We start from the raw sequence: 16,524 nt of genomic DNA, 5'->3' as shown, positions 1-16,524 counted from the left end.
ACAGCCGCGGCCCGGTGCGAGGATCCCCGTCGTGGATGCGCGGCAGCTCGGGTACTTCTTGGCGGTGGTCGATCACGGCGGGGTGAGCCGGGCCGCGGTGGCGCTGCACGTCGCGCAGCCCTCGCTGTCGCAGGCCATCCGGTCCCTGGAGCGCGACCTGGGGCAGGATCTGTTCCGCCGCATCGGGCGGCGGCTGGTGCTGACCGACGCCGGTCGCGCCCTGATCGAACCCGCTCGGCAGGTGGTGCGCGGGTTGGAGACCGCGCGGGCCAGCGTCGAGTCGGTCACCGGGCTGGCCGTCGGGCGGGTGGAGATCGCCGCGATGCCCTCGCAGGCGGTCGAACCGTTGAGCGGGTTCATCCGGACGTTCGTCGAGCAGCACCCCGGTCTCTCGGTGACCGTCAAGGCGGCGCACACCGCGAGCGGTGTGGTGGAGATGGTCCGCAGCGGTGCGGCGGAGCTGGGGTTGCTGGCCAGCACCGAACCGCTGGCCGAGGCCGGGCTCGCGGTGACCCCGGCAGGTCGGCAGCGGTTCGTTCTGGTGGCCGGTGCGGACGGGCCGCTCGCGGGGATGCGCGAGGTGCGGTGGGAGGACCTGGCCGGGCAGCGGGTGATCGCCGGGCAGCCGGGCACCGGGATGCGGCGGGTCGTGGACGAGATCCGGGCCTCCGGCGTCGACCTGCGGCAGGTCGTGGAGACCGAGCACCGGGAGACGATCCTGCCGCTGGTGCTGGCCGGGGTGGGGGTGGCCGTGCTCGCCGAGTCGTGGGCTCCGCTGGCCCGGCGCGCCGGGGCGCTGGTGCTCGACCTGCTCCCGGAAGCCCACCTGCACGTCGCGGTGGTCAGCCGGACCGATGCGCTCACCCCGGCGGCCGCGGCTTTCCTGCGCTGCTTATAAGCCCGTCCTATGAGGCGGGCTCGGATTGCGTCTTGGACGCGGCGGGGCAGCCGGTGGTGCGATCGGGACCATGGTTGCTCACCGGATTGCGCTCATCCCCGGCGACGGCATCGGCCAGGAGGTGACCCCGGCCGCCACCCGGGTCCTCGACGTGGTCGGCAAGCGCCACGGCATCACCTTCGAGCACGACGAGTTCGACTGGTCCTGCGCCCGATACCGCGAGCTCGGGGCGATGATGCCGGAGGACGGGCTGGACCGGATCCGCCACCACAACGCGATCTTCCTCGGCGCCGTCGGCCACCCCTCGGTGCCCGACCACGTCTCGCTGTGGGGTCTGCTGATCCCGATCCGCCGGAGCTTCCGGCAGTACGTCAACCTCCGCCCGATCAAGGTCTTCGAGGGTCTGGAGAGCCCGGTGCGGCGGGCCGTCGCGGGCGAGGTCGACCTGGTCGTGGTGCGCGAGAACGTCGAAGGCGAGTACAGCGAGATCGGCGGCCGGTTCAACCGGGGCTTCCCGGAGGAGATGGCCGTGCAGGAGGCGGTGTTCACCCGCGCCGGGGTGACCCGCGTGGTCGACTTCGCGTTCTCCCTCGCCCGCCAGCGGCGGGGCGGGCTCACCTCGGCGACGAAGTCCAACGGGATCGTGCACACCCTGCCGTTCTGGGACGAGCTGGTCGCCGAGCGGGCCGAGTCCTTCCCGGACGTCTCCCCGGTGTCCGAGCACATCGACGCGCTGTGCGCCAAGGTGGTGCTCGACCCGGCCCGGTTCGACGTGATCGTCGGGTCCAACCTGTTCGGCGACATCCTCAGCGATCTGACCGCGGCCGTCGCGGGCGGCATCGGGATCGCCCCGGCCGCGAACCTCAACCCGGAGCGGGAGTTCCCGTCGATGTTCGAGCCGGTGCACGGTTCCGCGCCGGACATCGCCGGTCAGGGGGTCGCCAACCCGCTGGGCGCGATCTGGACCGCCGCGCTGATGCTCGACCACCTCGGCCACCCGGAGGCAGCGGCCGAGGTCGAGCAGGCCATCGCCGCGGTGCTCGCGCGCACCCGGGTCCGCACCCCGGACCTCGGCGGCACCGCCACCACCGAGGATTTCACCAGCACCGTGCTGGAATTCCTCGGAAGCTGACACCACGACCGGGAGGAGACCAGATGGGCGTCCCGCTGCCCAGCTCGTTCGCGCGGCGGACCGTCGACGCCGACGGCGTGCGCATCAACTGCGCGGTCGGCGGTGACGGGCCACCGCTGCTGCTCCTGCACGGCTATCCGCAGACCCACCTGATCTGGCACCACGTCGCGCCGCTGCTCGCCGGTGAGCACACCGTCGTGCTCGCCGATCTCCGCGGCTACGGCGACAGCGACAAACCCGCGCCGGGCCCGGACGACGCCGAGTACTCCAAGCGCGCGATGGCGCGGGACCAGCTGCTGGTCATGCGGTCGCTGGGCTTCGAGCGCTTCGGCGTGGCCGGGCACGACCGCGGCGGCCGGGTCGGCCACCGGCTGGCGCTGGACGCGCCCGAGGCGGTCTCCGCGCTCGCGGTGCTGGACATCGTGCCGACCCGGCACGCGTTCGAGCACGCGGACAAGGAGTTCGGCCTGGGGTACTACCACTGGTTCTTCCTGGCCGCGGGCAACGGGATCCCGGAGCGGCTGATCGGCGGCGACCCGGAGTTCTGGATCAGGGCGCGGATGTCGGCGCGCCACCGCGGCGGGACGCCGTTCGACCCGGACGCGGTGGCGGAGTACGTGCGCTGCTTCTCCGATCCGGCCGCGATCGCCGCGTCCTGCTCGGACTACCGCGCGGCGGCGTCGATCGACCTCGAGCACGACGAGGCCGACGCGGGCCGCTCCATCACCTGCCCGGTGCTGGCGCTGTGGGGCGAGCACAGCTTCGTCGGTCGCAACTACGACGTCCTCGCGACCTGGCACGACTACGCGGAAGACCTGCGCGGTCAAGCCCTTCCGTGCGACCACTACGTGCCCGAGGAACAACCCGAGCGGACCGCCGCCGCGCTGCGTGCCTTCTTCGCCGAGTGATCACCCCGGGTCCCGCGTGGCGCGGCCGAGCCGGGTGGCCAGTTCGCGGCACCGGTCGCGGAACTCCTCGGGTTCTTCGATGACGAAGTCCGCGTTCAGGAGGGCCAGGTTGAGCACCAGCCACTCGAAGGAGTCGATCCGGGTGGTGACCTGGCAGCGGTCGGCGGCCAGCGGCTCGATGGCGCAGTCGGTGAACTTCAGGGTGTCGGCGACGCGGTGCGCCGGTGCGTCGACCAGGACGACGGCCCGGTGCCGCGGTTCGGCGAGCTTCTCGCGCAGGTACTCGGCGGCGGACTCGGCGGGCAGCGGGCGAGGGTCGAATCGGGTTCCGGGGACGGCGATGCCGCTGATCCGGTCGAGCCGGAAGGTGCGCCAGTCCGCCCGGTCGCGGTCCCAGGCCAGCAGGTACCAGCGCAGGTGGAGGTGCACCTGCCGGTAGGGCTCGACGCGGCGCGCGGATGTGGTGCCGTCGCGGGTGGTGTAGCTGAAGGTGGCGTGCTCGTGCCGGGCTGCGGCGGCGGCCAGCGTGGCGAGCGCTTCGGCGTTGACCGGTGGCGCGGTCTGCGCGGCGGCTTCGAGCGTGGCGCGCACGGCGGTGGCGCGGGCCCGCAGCCGCTTCGGCAGGAACTGGTCGATCTTGCCGAACGCGCGGTCGGCCGCCGAGCCGATGCCCCCGACGTCGGTGTCCGGCGGCGCGCTGGCGGCCAGCACGCCGAGACCGACCACGGTCGCGACCGCCTCCTCGTCGTCGAACACCATCGGCGGCAGGGCCTGACCGGCCGACAGCTGGTAGAAGCCGCCCGGTCCCGGCTGCGTCGTCACCGGGTAGCCGTAGTCTCGCAGCCGCTCCACGTCGCGCCGCACCGTGCGGGGACTGGTCTCCAGCCGCGCCGCCAGTTCCGGACCGCTGAAGCGGCGGCCGGTCTGCAGGTGGGCGAGCAGTTCGAGCAGGCGCCGGGTGACATCGCTCATGCCCTCCATCATCCCCGAATTGCGGCCAGGAACCGGCCACATCTGCTCGTACGGTCGCGCCATGAGCTCAACGATCCGCATCCGGGGCGCCCGCACGCACAACCTGAAGGCCGTCGACCCGACCTGCCGCGCGGCGAGCTGGTGGTGTTCGCCGGGGTGTCCGGTTCCGGCAAGTCCTCGCTGGTGTTCGACACGATCGCGGCCGAAGCCGGGTACCAGGTGAACGAGAACTACCCGCCGTTCGTGCGCAACCGCCTGCCGCGGTGGAGCCGCCCCGAGGCCGATGAGCTGGAAGGGCTGTCGCCGGTGGTGCTGATCGACCAGAAGCGTCTGGGCGGCAACGCGCGCTCGACGGTCGGCACCGCCACCGATGCGTTCACCTACCTGCGGTTGCTGTTCTCGCGGGTGAGCGAACCGCACGTCGGCGAGAGCAACCACTTCTCCTTCAACGACCCGGCCGGGATGTGCCCGACCTGCGCGGGGCTGGGGGAGACGCTGACCACCGCCGTCGAGCGGATCCTGGACCTGGACAAGTCGCTGGAGCAGGGCGGGGTCGTGCTGCCCGGCTTCGGCAACGGCCAGTACTGGTACCGCCAGTACGCCGAGATCGGCGTCTTCGACCCGGCGAAACCGCTGCGCGACTGGTCGGAAGCCGACCGGGAGGCGCTGCTCCACCGCGCCGCGGCGCAACGGCTCTCGCTGCGGGTGCCGAAGGACTACGAAGGTGTGGTCGACCGCTTCGAACGCATCTACCTGCACACCGCCGACACCATGTCCGAGCGCAAGCAGGCGGTGGTGCGCCAGTTCACCCGCTCGGCGCGCTGCCCGGAATGCGGCGGCGAGCGGCTGCGCGAAGCCGCCCGCACCGCCCGCGTGCTCGGCCGCACCATCGGCGAGATGAGCCGGATGGAGATCGGTGAGCTGGCCGAAGTCGTCGCCGAGGTGCGGGATCCGCGCGTCGCGCCGGTGGTGGCGGCGCTGTCGGACAAGCTCGGCGCGCTGACCCGGATCGGGCTCGGCTACCTGTCGCTGGCGCGGCCGACGACCACGCTCTCCGGCGGCGAGTCGCAGCGCATCAAGACGGTCCGGCACCTGGGCAGCAGCCTGGTCGAGATGCTGTACGTGTTCGACGAACCCACCGTCGGCCTGCACCAGCACGACGTGCAGCCCATGATCGGACTGCTGGAGTCGTTGCGGGACAAGGGGAACACGCTGCTGGTCGTGGAGCACGACCCGGACGTGATGCGCGCCGCGGACCGCATCGTCGAGCTCGGGCCCGGCGCGGGCGGAGCGGGCGGGCGCATCGTGTTCCAGGGCACCTTCGACGAGCTGGCGGCCGCGGACACCCCGACCGGGCGCGGGCTGCGGTCCCGGATCCCGTCCCGGACCCCGCGAGCGCCGACGGGCAAGCTGCGCATCGACAACGCTGACCGCAACAACCTGCGCGACCTGACCGTGGACGTGCCGACCGGGGTGCTGACGGTGCTGACCGGCGTCGCCGGGTCCGGGAAGTCCAGCCTGGCCGCGGAGTTCGTCGCCCAGCACCCGGCCACCGTCGTCGACCAGCGCCCGGTGAGCACCAACCGCCGCTCGTCGCCGCTGACCTACTGCGGCATCGCCCCGGCGATCCGGAAGCTGTTCGCCCGGCGCAACGGGGTGAGCCCGAAGCTGTTCAGCGCCAACTCCGAAGGCGCGTGCCCGGTGTGCCGGGGCGCCGGGGTGATCTACACCGACCTGGCGTTCATGGACGGGCAGGAGACGGTCTGCGAGGCCTGCGCCGGTCGCCGCTTCACCGCGGAGGTCCTCGCGCACACCGTGGACGGGCTGTCCATCGCCGACGTCGACGACCTGACCATCGCCGACGCCGTGCACCGCCTGCCCGAGCCGGCGATCGGCCGCGCCCTGAGCCACCTGGTGGACGTCGGGCTGGGCTACCTGCGCCTGGGCCAGCCGCTGACCGACCTCTCCGGTGGCGAGTGCCAGCGCCTGAAGATCGCCAAGGAGCTGTCCACCGCCGCCGACCCCACCTGCTACGTGCTCGACGAACCGACCACCGGCCTGCACCTGACCGACGTCGAAGTCCTGCTCCAGGTCCTGGACCGGCTGGTCGAGCGCGGCAACACGGTGCTGGTGATCGAGCACAACCTGGAGGTGATCCGCCGCGCGGACTGGGTGATCGACCTCGGCCCGGGGCCGGGCCGCCGCGGCGGTCGCGTCATCTGCTCGGGAACGCCGCAGCAGCTGCTGGCCTGCGAGGAGTCGGAAACCGCGCGTGCGCTGCGCGGCTAGTGACCGCTGAGCGCGGCCAACCCCACGCCTCGGTGTGTCGGGCTGTCCGCGGGTCAGCGGCCAGCGACGGCCTCGCCCGCCCTCTGCCAGTTCTCCCGCAGCCTGTCCAGATAGGACTGGGCCTGCGGGCCTGGGGGACTGCCCTTCGCGAACGCGCGCATGTTCCCCGGTCCGGCGTTGTAGCCCAGCGCCAGCAGCTCCGCGGTGCTGTGCGCGCCCGACCGCTGGTCCGGGAGCATCGCGGCGAGGTCGTGCAGGTACCAGGCCGCGGCTCGGATGGCCAGGTCCGGGTCGTCGGGGAGCTCCAGCCAGTCGCGGCCCGCGAAGTCGCGGTCGGCCTTGACCTCGTCGAAGGCGACCCGGTGCATGTTCGCCACACCCAGCGCGGCGTCCGGGTCGAGCTGCAGCCAGGCGCGCTCCGCGGCCGGGTCGTGCGGCTTGTAGGACTCGTTGTAGAGGATCGCCATCACCAGCTGCGGATCCACACCGGCTTCCCGCGCGCGGGCCACCACCTGCGCGGCGAACCGGGCCGGGTCCTGGTCGGCCGAGTTCGGTGCGGCGGAGGTCGTCGCGACCGGTGCGGCAGGAGCGGCATCGCGCACCGCGGCGCACCCCGCCGTCGCGGCCACGAGCGCGCACGCGGCGAACCAGCGCCACCCGACTCTCCTCGTCATCGCACCTCCATTCGCATGCCCACATTCGACCAGACCGCGGCGAACGCCCACCGGCCGACGCGCGGACGCGGGGGAACAGCATCGGCGTCCACTGGGTGAATACCCTAGTGGGGTAGGGTACGAAAACCGTCGATTTCGCGGCTCGTGGAGGAGGAAGCCGATGTCCCCGGACCGCTACTTGGACCGCGGTGGCGCCCGCATCGCCTACCAGCTCACCGGGACCGGTGCGCCGGTCGGCTACGCGCACGGGGTGCTGCTCAGCAGGGATGCCGTGCGGCGCTTCGAGCTCTTCGACTTCGACGCGCTGGGCCTAGGTCGCCAGCTGCTCACCTACGACCAGCGCGGGCACGGCCGGTCCACGGGGCGGCCCGCAGCCGACGACTACCGCTTCGAAACCGCCGCGGGTGATCTGCTCGCACTGCTCGACGCGGCCGGGATCGACCAGCCCGCCGACTTCGCCGGTTCTTCCTGGGGATGCGCCGCCGTCCTGCACGCGGCGGTCGCGGCGCCGCGGCGGTTCCGGCGGCTCGCGCTGCTGATCCCGCCCGTCTCCTGGGAGAGCGGTCCGGTGCAGGCCAAGCAGTGGTACTTCGACACCGCCGACGACTTCGACCGGCTCGGCGCGGCCGGATGGCGGCAGCAGTGGGCCCGCGCCGATCCCGTGCCGATCTTCGCCGATCACCCGAAGTTCGACCTGGCCCCCGACGTGGCGGACGAGCTGATCCCGGCCGCGCTGAGGGGCGTCGGCTCGTCCGAGCTGCCCGCCCCCGAAGCGATCTCCGCGCTGGAGCACCCGGCGCTGATCCTCGCCTGGGACACCGATCCGCTCCACCCGGTGGCTACTGCGGAGCGGTTGCACGAGCTGCTGCCGAACTCGGCCCTGCACGTGTCGCGGACGGCCGAGGACGTCACGAGCTGGACGGGCCGCGTCGCCGACTTCTTCGCCCGGTGAGTCAGGCGGTCAGCACCTCGGCCGCGTAGGGCACGGCGGCGAGCAGCACGCCGACCACCAGCACGGCGGTGTCGGTCCTGGTCCAGGGCACCGGTTCCGCCCAGGTGCGCTGCCGGGCGCGGGCGAAGCCGCGGGCGTCCATCGCGATCGAGGCGCTGGTGGCCTCGCGCATGGTGGTGACCAGCAGCCCGAAGGTGACCGAGGCGGCGTGGCGGGCGCGGGAGATCGGTCCCCGGCCGGGGCCGAACCCGCGCGCGCGGCGCGCCCGCGAGAGGTACTGCCAGGTCTGGCCGAGCTGCTCGAACCGCTGGAGCGCCGCGGCGAACGACACGACGAACCGGTGCGGCAGGCGGAGGCGCTGCCCCAGCTGATCGGCCAGCGCCATCGGCTCGATCAGCGGCGCGACGGCCACCCCGGGCAGCGCCAGCACGACGATCCGCAGTCCGGCGGTGGCGGCGACGTCGAGCTGCCCACCGCCGAGCAGCCACGTCGAGTAGGCGACCGAGAGGCCACCCAGCACGACCGTGATGAACCGCAGCGGATGGCCGGAACGCGCGGGGAGCATCAGCACCATCGCGAGCACGTAGGCGCACGAGGTGATCACCGCGGTGAGGAGCGAGCGCACCCCGAGCGACGCGACGAGCGCCAGCAGACCCACCGCCACCAGCACCAGGGGGTTCACCCTGGCCAGCACACCGTTCACCGCGCCAGCACCCGCCCCCGGTGGAGCCGCGTTTCGCGGTCGGCGAGGTCGATCAGCACCGGATCGTGGGTGGAGGCGGCCGCGGTGGCACCGGATCGGGCGGCGGCCCGCAGCCACCCGGCGATCGCGGCCCAGGTGCGGCGGTCCTGCCCGACGGTCGGTTCGTCGAGCATCAGGGCACCGGGCCGGTGTGCGAGCGCGGCGGCGAGCGCGACCCGGCGCTGCTCCCCGCCGGAGAGCCGGTAGGGGTTGGCGTCGGCCAGCGAGCTCAGCCCGAGCACCTCCAGGATCTCGTCGACCGCGACCGGGGAACCCAGCCGCGCCCCGGTGCGGGTGATCTCCTCCCGCACGCTGGTGGTGAGGAAGCCGTGCTCCGGGTTCTGCGGCACCCACCCGACCGTTCGCGCGAGGTCGGCGGACTTCATCCGGTGCAGCGGCACGGGTGTGCCGTCGATGCTGCCGCGGTCGGGGCGGACCAGGCCCGCCAGCGCGGCGAGGAGCGTCGACTTGCCCGCCCCGGAAGCGCCGGTGAACGCCGAGACCTGCCCCGGCGACACCGCGGTCGAGACGTCTTCGAGCGCGACCACCGCAGCCGACGCCCGCATCCGGCGGGCCACCAGGTCCACGCCCAGGCCCCGGGCTTCGAGCCGCGGGCCGGGGGCGTCCGGGGCCACCAGCGCTTCCGGCACCTCGATCGGCTCGGGCGCGGGCAGGTCGGGCATCCACACCCCGGTGCGACCGAGCTCCCCGGTGAGCCGGGCCCGGCAGGTCTCGGGGTCGACGTCGTGCACGACCTGCCCGGAGGAGTCGAGGACGACGACGCGGTGCACCAGATCCAGCCACGGCCCGATCCGGTGGTCGACCACGACCAGCGAAGCGCCGGTGCTCGCCACGACGTCGGCCACCGCCGCGCGCACCCGGTCGGCGTTGTCCGGATCGAGCATCGAGGTCGGCTCGTCCAGCAGCAGCACCGACGGCCGCAGCGCCAGGACCCCGGCGAGCGCGAGCCGCTGCAGCTCGCCGCCGGACAGCGCCGACGTCGGGTGGTCGACGGGGTGGGGGAGGCCGACCAGGTCGAGGGCTCGCGCCACCCGCCGCCAGATCTCCTCCCGCGGGACCCCGGCGTTCTCCGGGCCGAAGGCGACATCGCGCCCGATCCGGTCCGCCACCACGGCAGCGCCGGGGTTCTGCAGCACCAGGCCGATCTGGCCGTCGACCCGCACCTCGCCGCTCATCTCGCCCGGCAGCGCCCCGCCGAGCACCCCGGCCAGCGCGTGCACGACCGTCGACTTGCCCGCCCCGCTCGGCCCGGCCAGCAGGATCCGCTCACCGGGCCTGACCCGCAGGTCCAACCCCTGGACGGTGGGCGTGCGCCGCCCCAGCGGCCGCCAGCCGAAACCCCGGAGCTCCGCGCGGAGGTCCGTCGAGGTCGTCACACCGCCGCCCGCTCGTGGTGCTCCCGGCCCGGCCCGAACGCGTCCAGCGCCCCGGTCGCGGCCAGCCCGCGGACCAGCGCCCAACCGCCGAACCCGGCGATGACGACACCGGACACCACGAAGAACCCGAGGTGGGCCAGCTGGTAGGGCAGCGCCCAGTCGGTGTAGTAGACCTGCCACTCGTAGAACGACTCGAACGCGGCGGCGACCGCCGCGGACAGCGCGGCGACCAGCGGGCCGAACCGCTTCCACAGGAACACGGCCAGGACCAGCTCGACGCCGAACCCCTGGATGCACCCGGAGATCACCGTCGACAAGCCCCAGCTGTTGCCGAGCAGCGCCTCCACGGACGCGGCGACCACCTCGGTCACCAGCGCGGCCCCGGGCTTGCGGACGACAAGCCCGCCGATCACGCCGCCGAGCAGCCAAGCGCCGCCGAACAGCCCCGCGCTCGGCGGGAACGCGAACGCGGAGAAGGTGCTCAACACCTGGTAGAGCTGCGCCCAACCCCAGAACGCCACGCCGACCGCGACGCCCAGCATCGCGACGGTGACGAAATCGATGGTCCGGTAGCGGAAAGCGGCATCGCGCACCACTGGAACTCCCTTCGCCGGTGCTAACCGGAGCAGGTTCGGAGGGTCTGCGGCTCACCCCGCACTCTCAGCGCCCTTCACGACGGCGCTCCCCTGTCATCGGCCCCACACCCTACCTCCCGGCCCACCACCCCTGACACCGGCGGGTGACAGCACTCGTGGCGGCCGAACCGTCCGCAGTGGAGCGGGTGCGAAGCGTAGTCGCACGCGCGTGCGCCCGCCCACCCCGCGGGTGGACGGGCGCACAGCTGCGGCGTCAGATCGGGTGAAGGTGCGTCAGGAGCAGCGCGTCGACGGCGTAGGGTCGGCCCAGCGCTGCAGCGGGCCCATCGTGCCGTTGCCGAGGTCGATCACGAGCTGGCTGTCCCCGGAGCGCAGGACGTAGCCGGACGACGGTGCATCCGGTGACGGTGCGCTTCCCGAGCAGCCGAGAACGACGAGTTCCATGGGATCATCCCCACCAGCGGGTCGGCGCCGGTCCCGTGCGCCGGCGCATCGGTTGGGCGGCCGCGGAAACCGGTCAGCAGCGGTTCCGCCGGCTCGGAAGGTACCGGGCGCCGAACCCGGCCACCCGCCGGAAGCCCGATCGGTCGAACTCCGCTGCGTGCGCACGGGATACCCGTTCGAGGGCCTCGTGAGTGCGGAAGGGGGTTCCAGCCCGGATCCGCGCTCACGACCCCGAGGGCCCGCTGAGATGTGCGATGGGTCACGTCGGCTGGGGATTCCAGATCTCGCGACAGCGCGGAGATCTCCCGTCGCAGCGCGTGTTCCGATGCTCATCGGGTCGGCGTACTGGCTGGGCCGGATGAGTTTCACGGGATGCGGACGCGCGGAATTCGTTGCGGCGAAAGCAGTTCTTCCCCGGCGTTCATCGTTCTCCGGCGGTGGTGCGCAATTCCGCCGACTGTTGCGGAAAATCCGGCAGCGGTGCGAGAGTCGTCCGCGTTCCGAAGGGGAGTAGTCCGGGCAGTCCACTGTCGACAAGCTGAGACCCGTTCTCCGGCAGTGGCACCCGCCGCGCGGGTGGACGAGACCTTCGGCCAGCAGCTGATCGCCTGGCCGAGACCCCTGGACGTCGCGGCCGAGGCCGTGTCCGGGAGGGGCTCCATGTCCACCAGGTTGTTGCGCCCGCTCGCGCTGTGCGGCGCCTTGACGGTTCCCGCGCTGATCCTCCGGCTGACCGGGATGTCGCCGTCACCGGCCGCGGGGCTGGTGCTGTTCGGGATGGCCGTCGTTGCCTCGTCGTTCGTGCTGGCGTGGGCGGCCGAGGCGGCTCAGGTCGACATCTCGGGCGGGCTGGCGATCGCCGTCCTGGCGGTGATCGCGGTGCTGCCGGAGTACGCGGTCGACCTCTTCTTCGCCTACGCGGCCGGTCGCGATCCCGCGTACGTCGCCTACGCGGCGGCCAACATGACCGGTTCCAACCGGCTGCTGCTCGGCTTGGGCTGGTCGCTGGTGGTAATCGTCGCGCTCGCGCTGGCGAAGAAGCGCACCGGGCGGACGGTGCGGGAGCTGACCCTGGAGTCCGGCAACCGGGTGGAGCTCGGGTTCCTCGCGATCGCCTCGGTCGCGGCGTTCGCGGTGCCCGCCACCGGGCGGATCTCGCTGCTGTTCGGGTGCGCGCTGCTCGGGTTCTTCGCCTTCTACCTGTGGAAGGTGTCGCGCGCCGAACCCGGGGAGCCGGACCTGGTGGGCGCCGCCGCGGCCATCGGCGCGCTGCCCGGGCGGGTGCGCCGACCGCTGGTGGTGGGGCTGTTCGCGTTCGCCGCCGCGGTGATCGTCGCCTGCGCCGAACCGTTCGCGCACTCCCTGATCACCACCGGCACCCAGCTCGGCATCGACCAGTTCCTGCTGGTGCAGTGGCTGGCCCCGCTGGCCTCGGAAGCCCCGGAGTTCATCGTGGCGATCCTGTTCGCGGTGCGGGGCCGGGGCGCGGACGCGATCGGCACGCTGATCTCGGCGAAGGTCAACCAGTGGACCCTGCTGGTGGGCAGCCTGCCGCTGGCCCACCTGCTCGGCGGGGGCGGCACCGCGCTGCACCTCGACGCGCGCCAGGTGGAGGAATTCCTGCTCACCGCAACGCAAACGCTGCTCGGAGTCGCCGCCCTGCTGGCGCTGAGCTTCCCGCGCTGGGCGGCGTGGACGTTGCTCGGGCTCTTCGCCGCCCAGTTCGCACTTCCGGGCCAGGAAGCCCGATACGTCTTGTGCGGCGTCTACGCGGTCATCGCGATCGCTGCGCTCATCCGCAACCGACGCCACGTACTGCCCACGCTCGCCGCACCGTTCCGCAAGCAGGACACCCCGGCCGCGGTGCGCTAGGTGTCGCGCGGGTGCGGGCGCGGGGTGGGCACCTTCGCGCCGTCCCGGTCGTTGGCCGCGCGGACCGCGTCGGTCACGATGCCGTGGTCCGGGGACAGGACGCAGACCGGGTCGGTGCGGGCCGGATCGCCGGTGAGCAGGAACGCCTGGCAGCGGCAACCGCCGAAGTCGATCTCGCGGCGGGGGCAGCTCCGGCACGGCTCGGGCATCCAACCGGTGCCGCGGAAGGCCTGGAACATCGGTGAATCCGACCAGATCGCGGACAGCGCCTCGGTGCGGACGTTCGGGTGGGGCAGCGGCAGCACGTGCGCGGCCGGGCAGGGCAGGACGTCGCCGTTGGGCACCACGGTGAGCTGGTGCGCTCCCCAGCCGCCCATGCACGGCTTGGGGTACCGGCTGTAGTAGTCGGGGAGCACGTAGATGATCTCGACCTGCCCCGCCAGGCGCTCGCGAGCGGACCGCACGACCTCCTCGGCGCGGTCGATCTGCGCCCTGCTGGGCAGCAGCGCGGCGCGGTTGCGCAAGGCCCAGGCGTAGTACTGGGTGTTGGCCAGTTCGACGCGATCGGCGCCCAGGTCCTCGGTCAGCGCGAGGATCTCGCTGATCCGGTCGATGTTGAGCCGGTGCAGCACCACGTTCACCGTCAGCGGCCAGCCGAGCTCCTTGACCAGGTGGGCCGCCGCCACCTTGCGGTCGAAGCTGGGGGTGCCCGCGATCTGGTCGGACGCGGTGGCCTCGTGCGCCTGGACGCTGAGCTGCACGTGGTCGAGACCGGCTTCCCGCAGCTGCTCGGCCCGCCGCCGGGACAGGCCGACCGCGCTGGTGATGAGGTTGGTGTAGAGGCCGAGACCGCTGCCGAAGCGCACGATGTCCACCACGTCGCGGCGCCGCAGCGGTTCGCCGCCGGACAGGTGCAGCTGCAGGACGCCCAGCTCCCGCCCCTCGCCGATCACCCGCTGCCACTCAGCGGTGGTCAGCTCGTCGTCGTAGTCGCCCATCCGCAGCGGGTTGGAGCAGTACGGGCAGTGCAGCGGGCAGTCGTAGGTGAGCTCGGCCAGCATCCCGTACGGGCTAGTCATCGCCGACCTCCACGTACCGCTTGCGGACCAGCCGGTCGAGGAACCCGGTCACCTCCTCGTCGACCACCCGGTCGTACCGGCCGCGCAGGTTCGCCACGATCTCGGCGACCGTCCGCCGCCCGTCGCACAGGTCGACGACCGATGCCCCCGGCGGGTTCAGGACCAGCACCGACTCCGGCCCCAGCAGCACGTGCTTGCCGCGCGAGCGGTCGAAGGCCAGCCGCACGTGCGGCGACAGGGCCGGTCGGCTCGTCGATACCACCGCCGCGGTCATCGGCGCTCACCCCGCTCCGGCGAGGGGCTTGGTCGCCGCGCTCTCCCGGTCGTCGCTAGTCCTCCATCCGCGAGACGTACATCGTCACCTCGGAGGTGCACAGGACCTCTTCGTAGTCGGGGTGCTCCCACTCGGTTTCCTCGAACTCCGGCGGCTCCCAGCGGAGGGCGGAGCTGGCGGTCTCGAATTCCACGGCTGACACCTCTTCCGTCGATCCGCGACGGCGCGACTGCGCGGGAGGTGCTGGGACGTGAGCTGCCCGACGCCTCCCCGGCGTGTCGGGCCCATCGCAGGTGCAGCATAGCTCCGCAGCCGTGCGCCGGTAACCCGTCGGAGGCCGGAACGCGCAGGTCGGAGGCGGATTCAGGGCTTTCGTCCCGGTCGGCGGCGGGGTCAGGTGCTCCGCAGCGCCACGCAGCACTCGCCGGGGCGCGGTTCGAGCACGGCCTCGGTGCTGCGGGCCTGGAGCCCGGCGAGGAAGCCCTGCAGGAAGGCGTGGTTCAGGCCGCACACCAGTTCCGGGGACCGGGCGGTGAGCGGGTGGAACGGGCAGTTGCGCAGCCGGACGCAGCCGGGTGCTTCCCGGTCCGGTTCGAAGCCGTACCCGGCGAGCACCTCCTCGGCGCGGGTCAGCGCGCGTTCCGCGCCGAGCCGACCGGGACGGGTGCGCTCCCGTTCGGCGGTGCCGAGGTGGTGCCCGCGCTCGCGCGCCACGCGCACCGCCGCCTGGGTGGCGTTCTCCTGGTCGCCCTCGGTGAGCACGGCGTCCACGAGGATGTCGGCGAGCAGGTCGTGCCGACGGGGCGGGATGCTGATCCGGATGTCGGCGGGCGTCGGCTCGTAGACCTTCGAGGGGCGGCCGACCTTGCGGATCCCGCCCAGCGGCTCGTACCGCGCGCACAGCAGGCCCGCGGCCACCAGCTTGTCGAGGTGGAAGGCGGCGAGCTTGCGGGAGATGCCGACCGCCGAGGCCGCCTCGTCGCGACCCACCGGCCGCCGGGCGCGGCGGATGTAGTCGTACATGCCGCGTCGCAGGTCGTCGTCCAACGCGGCCACCGCGGTCATCGCCGAACCGGCCTCATCCATGCTCCAACCCTAGCGCTCCCGGGCACATCCCAATGGGTGGAATCAGATCGGCGGTCCGGCTACCGGGCACGTTGACCGCAGTCCCCGAATAAGACTAGCGTTGATTGGCGAAATACGGGTGGACCTGGGCCACCCGCCGCGGTCGCCAGCACCGGCCGCGTCGATCCGGAGGAAGACGTTGATGACATCCGCACCCGCCCTGCACGTCGCGCACGAGCCCGCTGGAGAGATCGACCTCGGCGCCGCGGAGCGGGCCGCGGGGGACCTGCTGCGGGCGCTGGGCATCGCGACCGACTCCGAGAGCCTGCGGGGCACGCCGGGGCGGATGGCCCGCGCCTACGCCGAGCTGTTCACCCCGCGCCCGTTCGACCTGACGACCTTCCCGAACGAGGAGGGCTACGACGAGCTGGTGCTGGCCCGGGCCATCCCGGTCCGGTCGGTGTGCGAGCACCACCTGCTGCCCTTCGTCGGCACCGCGCACGTCGGCTACCTGCCGGGGGAGCGGATCCTCGGGCTGTCGAAGCTGGCGCGCGTGGTCGAGCACTTCGCCTGCCGCCCGCAGGTGCAGGAGCGGCTGACCAAGCAGGTCGCCGACTGGTTGTGCGAGCACCTGCAGCCCAAGGGCGTCGGCGTGGTCATCGAAGCCGAGCACACCTGCATGACGCTGCGCGGGGTGCAGGCCACCGGGTCGAACACCGTGACGTCGACCCTGCTGGGCACGCTGCGCCAGGACGCCCGTTCCCGGCAGGAGTTCTTCGCCCTCACCGGCGTCAACGCCTGAACCGGCTCACCGCGCGCGGGCCCGCCGCGCGCGGTGCAGCAGGGCGTCCACCGAGTACGGGCCCGCGCCCATCGCCGCGAACAGCAGGAAGAACCAGCTGTACAGCGCGGCCGCCTCGCCGTAGTTCTGCAGCGGGAACAGCCCGCGCGGCTGGTGCACGGTGAAGTAGGCGAACGCCATCGCCCCGGAGCAGATCAACGCCGCCGGTCTGGTGCCCAACCCGATCAGCACCAGCAGGCCGCCCACCAGGTGGATCAGGCCCGCCCACCACGTCGGCCAGTGCCCCACGGGCGTGTGACCGGCGTTGAACGCGCCGAACAGGATCGCCACGCCGTGCAGCACGAAGAGGAACGACACGACGACCCGCGTGACGGCGAGCACGACCTCGCCCACGCGGTCCCACACGTCCTGCGCCACGCGAACCCCCT

Annotated in this window: 18 protein-coding genes and 1 riboswitch; of the genes, 7 read left to right on the top strand and 11 right to left on the bottom strand. The window is 72.8% G+C overall.

From position 1 onward, the window contains the following. The first annotated feature begins 31 nt into the window (after positions 1 to 31). The 3 genes from F1721_RS22050 to F1721_RS22040 all read left to right on the top strand — a co-directional run bounded on the left by F1721_RS22050 (position 32) and on the right by F1721_RS22040 (position 2,938). Entirely contained in the window at positions 32 to 898 is an 867-nt protein-coding gene (locus F1721_RS22050) for a LysR family transcriptional regulator (protein WP_150068651.1), read from the top strand. Between the two features lie 70 nt (positions 899 to 968). Next, the gene (locus tag F1721_RS22045; RefSeq protein ID WP_150068650.1) at positions 969 to 2,030 is read left to right on the top strand and encodes a tartrate dehydrogenase; all 1,062 of its coding nucleotides are present in this window, start codon (positions 969 to 971) and stop codon (positions 2,028 to 2,030) included. Between the two features lie 23 nt (positions 2,031 to 2,053). Next, the gene (locus tag F1721_RS22040; protein WP_150068649.1) at positions 2,054 to 2,938 is read left to right on the top strand and encodes an alpha/beta fold hydrolase; all 885 of its coding nucleotides are present in this window, start codon (positions 2,054 to 2,056) and stop codon (positions 2,936 to 2,938) included. Here F1721_RS22040 and F1721_RS22035 read toward each other — a convergent pair whose 3' ends face one another. Continuing rightward, positions 2,939 to 3,910 carry a helix-turn-helix transcriptional regulator gene (locus tag F1721_RS22035; protein WP_211840566.1) on the bottom strand — a complete coding sequence of 324 codons (972 nt, stop codon included), beginning with the start codon at positions 3,908 to 3,910 and terminating at the stop codon, positions 2,939 to 2,941. 156 nt (positions 3,911 to 4,066) lie between these two features. Between F1721_RS22035 and F1721_RS22030 the strand changes: the two genes are divergently transcribed. Further along, the gene (locus F1721_RS22030; RefSeq protein ID WP_342782940.1) at positions 4,067 to 6,199 is read left to right on the top strand and encodes an ATP-binding cassette domain-containing protein; all 2,133 of its coding nucleotides are present in this window, start codon (positions 4,067 to 4,069) and stop codon (positions 6,197 to 6,199) included. Between the two features lie 53 nt (positions 6,200 to 6,252). Here the strand turns inward: F1721_RS22030 and F1721_RS22025 are convergent, their stop codons facing one another. After that, positions 6,253 to 6,873: a transglycosylase SLT domain-containing protein gene (locus F1721_RS22025; RefSeq protein WP_150068648.1), complete on the bottom strand. Its 621-nt coding sequence runs from the start codon at positions 6,871 to 6,873 to the stop codon at positions 6,253 to 6,255. Between the two features lie 160 nt (positions 6,874 to 7,033). On the opposite strand from F1721_RS22025, the gene F1721_RS22020 reads away from it, so the two are divergent. Then, a complete protein-coding gene (locus F1721_RS22020) occupies positions 7,034 to 7,825 on the top strand; it encodes an alpha/beta fold hydrolase (RefSeq protein ID WP_150068647.1) in 792 nt (263 codons plus the stop codon). Position 7,826: 1 nt separating this feature from the next. On the opposite strand, the gene F1721_RS34520 is transcribed toward F1721_RS22020, so the two are convergent. The 4 genes from F1721_RS34520 to F1721_RS22000 form a co-directional block, all read right to left on the bottom strand. Next, the gene (locus F1721_RS34520; RefSeq protein WP_170301568.1) at positions 7,827 to 8,528 is read right to left on the bottom strand and encodes an energy-coupling factor transporter transmembrane component T; all 702 of its coding nucleotides are present in this window, start codon (positions 8,526 to 8,528) and stop codon (positions 7,827 to 7,829) included. Continuing rightward, the gene (locus tag F1721_RS22010; RefSeq protein ID WP_211840565.1) at positions 8,525 to 9,964 is read right to left on the bottom strand and encodes an ABC transporter ATP-binding protein; all 1,440 of its coding nucleotides are present in this window, start codon (positions 9,962 to 9,964) and stop codon (positions 8,525 to 8,527) included. The genes F1721_RS34520 and F1721_RS22010 overlap by 4 nt, the downstream gene beginning before the upstream one ends. Next, entirely contained in the window at positions 9,961 to 10,557 is a 597-nt protein-coding gene (locus F1721_RS22005) for an ECF transporter S component (protein WP_211840564.1), read from the bottom strand. Before F1721_RS22005 ends, F1721_RS22010 begins: the two co-directional genes overlap by 4 nt. Beyond that, a riboswitch (TPP riboswitch) is annotated at positions 10,550 to 10,662 on the bottom strand. Its footprint overlaps the gene before it by 8 nt. 171 nt (positions 10,663 to 10,833) lie before the next feature. Next, a complete protein-coding gene (locus F1721_RS22000) occupies positions 10,834 to 11,004 on the bottom strand; it encodes an MBL fold metallo-hydrolase (protein WP_211840563.1) in 171 nt (56 codons plus the stop codon). 558 nt (positions 11,005 to 11,562) lie between these two features. Here F1721_RS22000 and F1721_RS21995 point away from each other — a divergent pair. Next, entirely contained in the window at positions 11,563 to 12,876 is a 1,314-nt protein-coding gene (locus F1721_RS21995) for a sodium:proton exchanger (protein ID WP_246155239.1), read from the top strand. On the opposite strand, the gene pqqE is transcribed toward F1721_RS21995, so the two are convergent. The 4 genes from pqqE to F1721_RS21975 form a co-directional block, all read right to left on the bottom strand. After that, positions 12,873 to 13,955, bottom strand: coding sequence for a pyrroloquinoline quinone biosynthesis protein PqqE (pqqE, locus tag F1721_RS21990; RefSeq protein WP_150068644.1), 1,083 nt, complete (start codon positions 13,953 to 13,955; stop codon positions 12,873 to 12,875). The genes F1721_RS21995 and pqqE overlap by 4 nt on opposite strands. Continuing rightward, positions 13,948 to 14,229, bottom strand: a complete 282-nt coding sequence (gene pqqD, locus F1721_RS21985; RefSeq protein WP_150068643.1) for a pyrroloquinoline quinone biosynthesis peptide chaperone PqqD — start codon at positions 14,227 to 14,229, stop codon at positions 13,948 to 13,950. The genes pqqE and pqqD overlap by 8 nt, the downstream gene beginning before the upstream one ends. Before the next feature lie 55 nt (positions 14,230 to 14,284). After that, positions 14,285 to 14,422, bottom strand: a complete 138-nt coding sequence (gene pqqA, locus F1721_RS21980; protein WP_150068642.1) for a pyrroloquinoline quinone precursor peptide PqqA — start codon at positions 14,420 to 14,422, stop codon at positions 14,285 to 14,287. A 200-nt stretch (positions 14,423 to 14,622) separates the two neighbouring features. Next, positions 14,623 to 15,315, bottom strand: a complete 693-nt coding sequence (locus F1721_RS21975; protein WP_150068641.1) for a helix-turn-helix transcriptional regulator — start codon at positions 15,313 to 15,315, stop codon at positions 14,623 to 14,625. A gap of 181 nt (positions 15,316 to 15,496) precedes the next feature. Between F1721_RS21975 and folE the strand changes: the two genes are divergently transcribed. After that, entirely contained in the window at positions 15,497 to 16,096 is a 600-nt protein-coding gene (gene folE, locus F1721_RS21970; protein ID WP_150068640.1) for a GTP cyclohydrolase I FolE, read from the top strand. Positions 16,097 to 16,102: 6 nt separating this feature from the next. On the opposite strand, the gene F1721_RS21965 is transcribed toward folE, so the two are convergent. Next, entirely contained in the window at positions 16,103 to 16,513 is a 411-nt protein-coding gene (locus F1721_RS21965) for a DoxX family protein (protein WP_150068639.1), read from the bottom strand. Positions 16,514 to 16,524 lie beyond the last annotated feature (11 nt).

This window comes from Saccharopolyspora hirsuta (genome assembly GCF_008630535.1).
Classification (GTDB): Bacteria; Actinomycetota; Actinomycetes; order Mycobacteriales; family Pseudonocardiaceae; genus Saccharopolyspora; species Saccharopolyspora hirsuta.
The sequence above is the reverse complement of the archived record's forward strand: the minus strand, read 5'-3'. Positions and strand labels throughout refer to the sequence as shown.

Excerpts from the sequence above, each read along its gene's own strand:
- F1721_RS22045 (WP_150068650.1), top strand. The coding sequence starts at position 969 with ATGGTTGCTCACCGGATTGCGCTCATCCCCGGCGACGGCATCGGCCAG.
- F1721_RS22040 (WP_150068649.1), top strand. The coding sequence starts at position 2,054 with ATGGGCGTCCCGCTGCCCAGCTCGTTCGCGCGGCGGACCGTCGACGCC.
- F1721_RS22035 (WP_211840566.1), bottom strand. The coding sequence starts at position 3,910 with ATGAGCGATGTCACCCGGCGCCTGCTCGAACTGCTCGCCCACCTGCAG.
- F1721_RS22025 (WP_150068648.1), bottom strand. The coding sequence starts at position 6,873 with ATGACGAGGAGAGTCGGGTGGCGCTGGTTCGCCGCGTGCGCGCTCGTG.
- F1721_RS22020 (WP_150068647.1), top strand. The coding sequence starts at position 7,034 with ATGTCCCCGGACCGCTACTTGGACCGCGGTGGCGCCCGCATCGCCTAC.
- F1721_RS22000 (WP_211840563.1), bottom strand. The coding sequence starts at position 11,004 with ATGGAACTCGTCGTTCTCGGCTGCTCGGGAAGCGCACCGTCACCGGAT.
- pqqE (WP_150068644.1), bottom strand. The coding sequence starts at position 13,955 with ATGACTAGCCCGTACGGGATGCTGGCCGAGCTCACCTACGACTGCCCG.
- pqqD (WP_150068643.1), bottom strand. The coding sequence starts at position 14,229 with ATGACCGCGGCGGTGGTATCGACGAGCCGACCGGCCCTGTCGCCGCAC.
- F1721_RS21975 (WP_150068641.1), bottom strand. The coding sequence starts at position 15,315 with ATGGATGAGGCCGGTTCGGCGATGACCGCGGTGGCCGCGTTGGACGAC.
- folE (WP_150068640.1), top strand. The coding sequence starts at position 15,497 with ATGACATCCGCACCCGCCCTGCACGTCGCGCACGAGCCCGCTGGAGAG.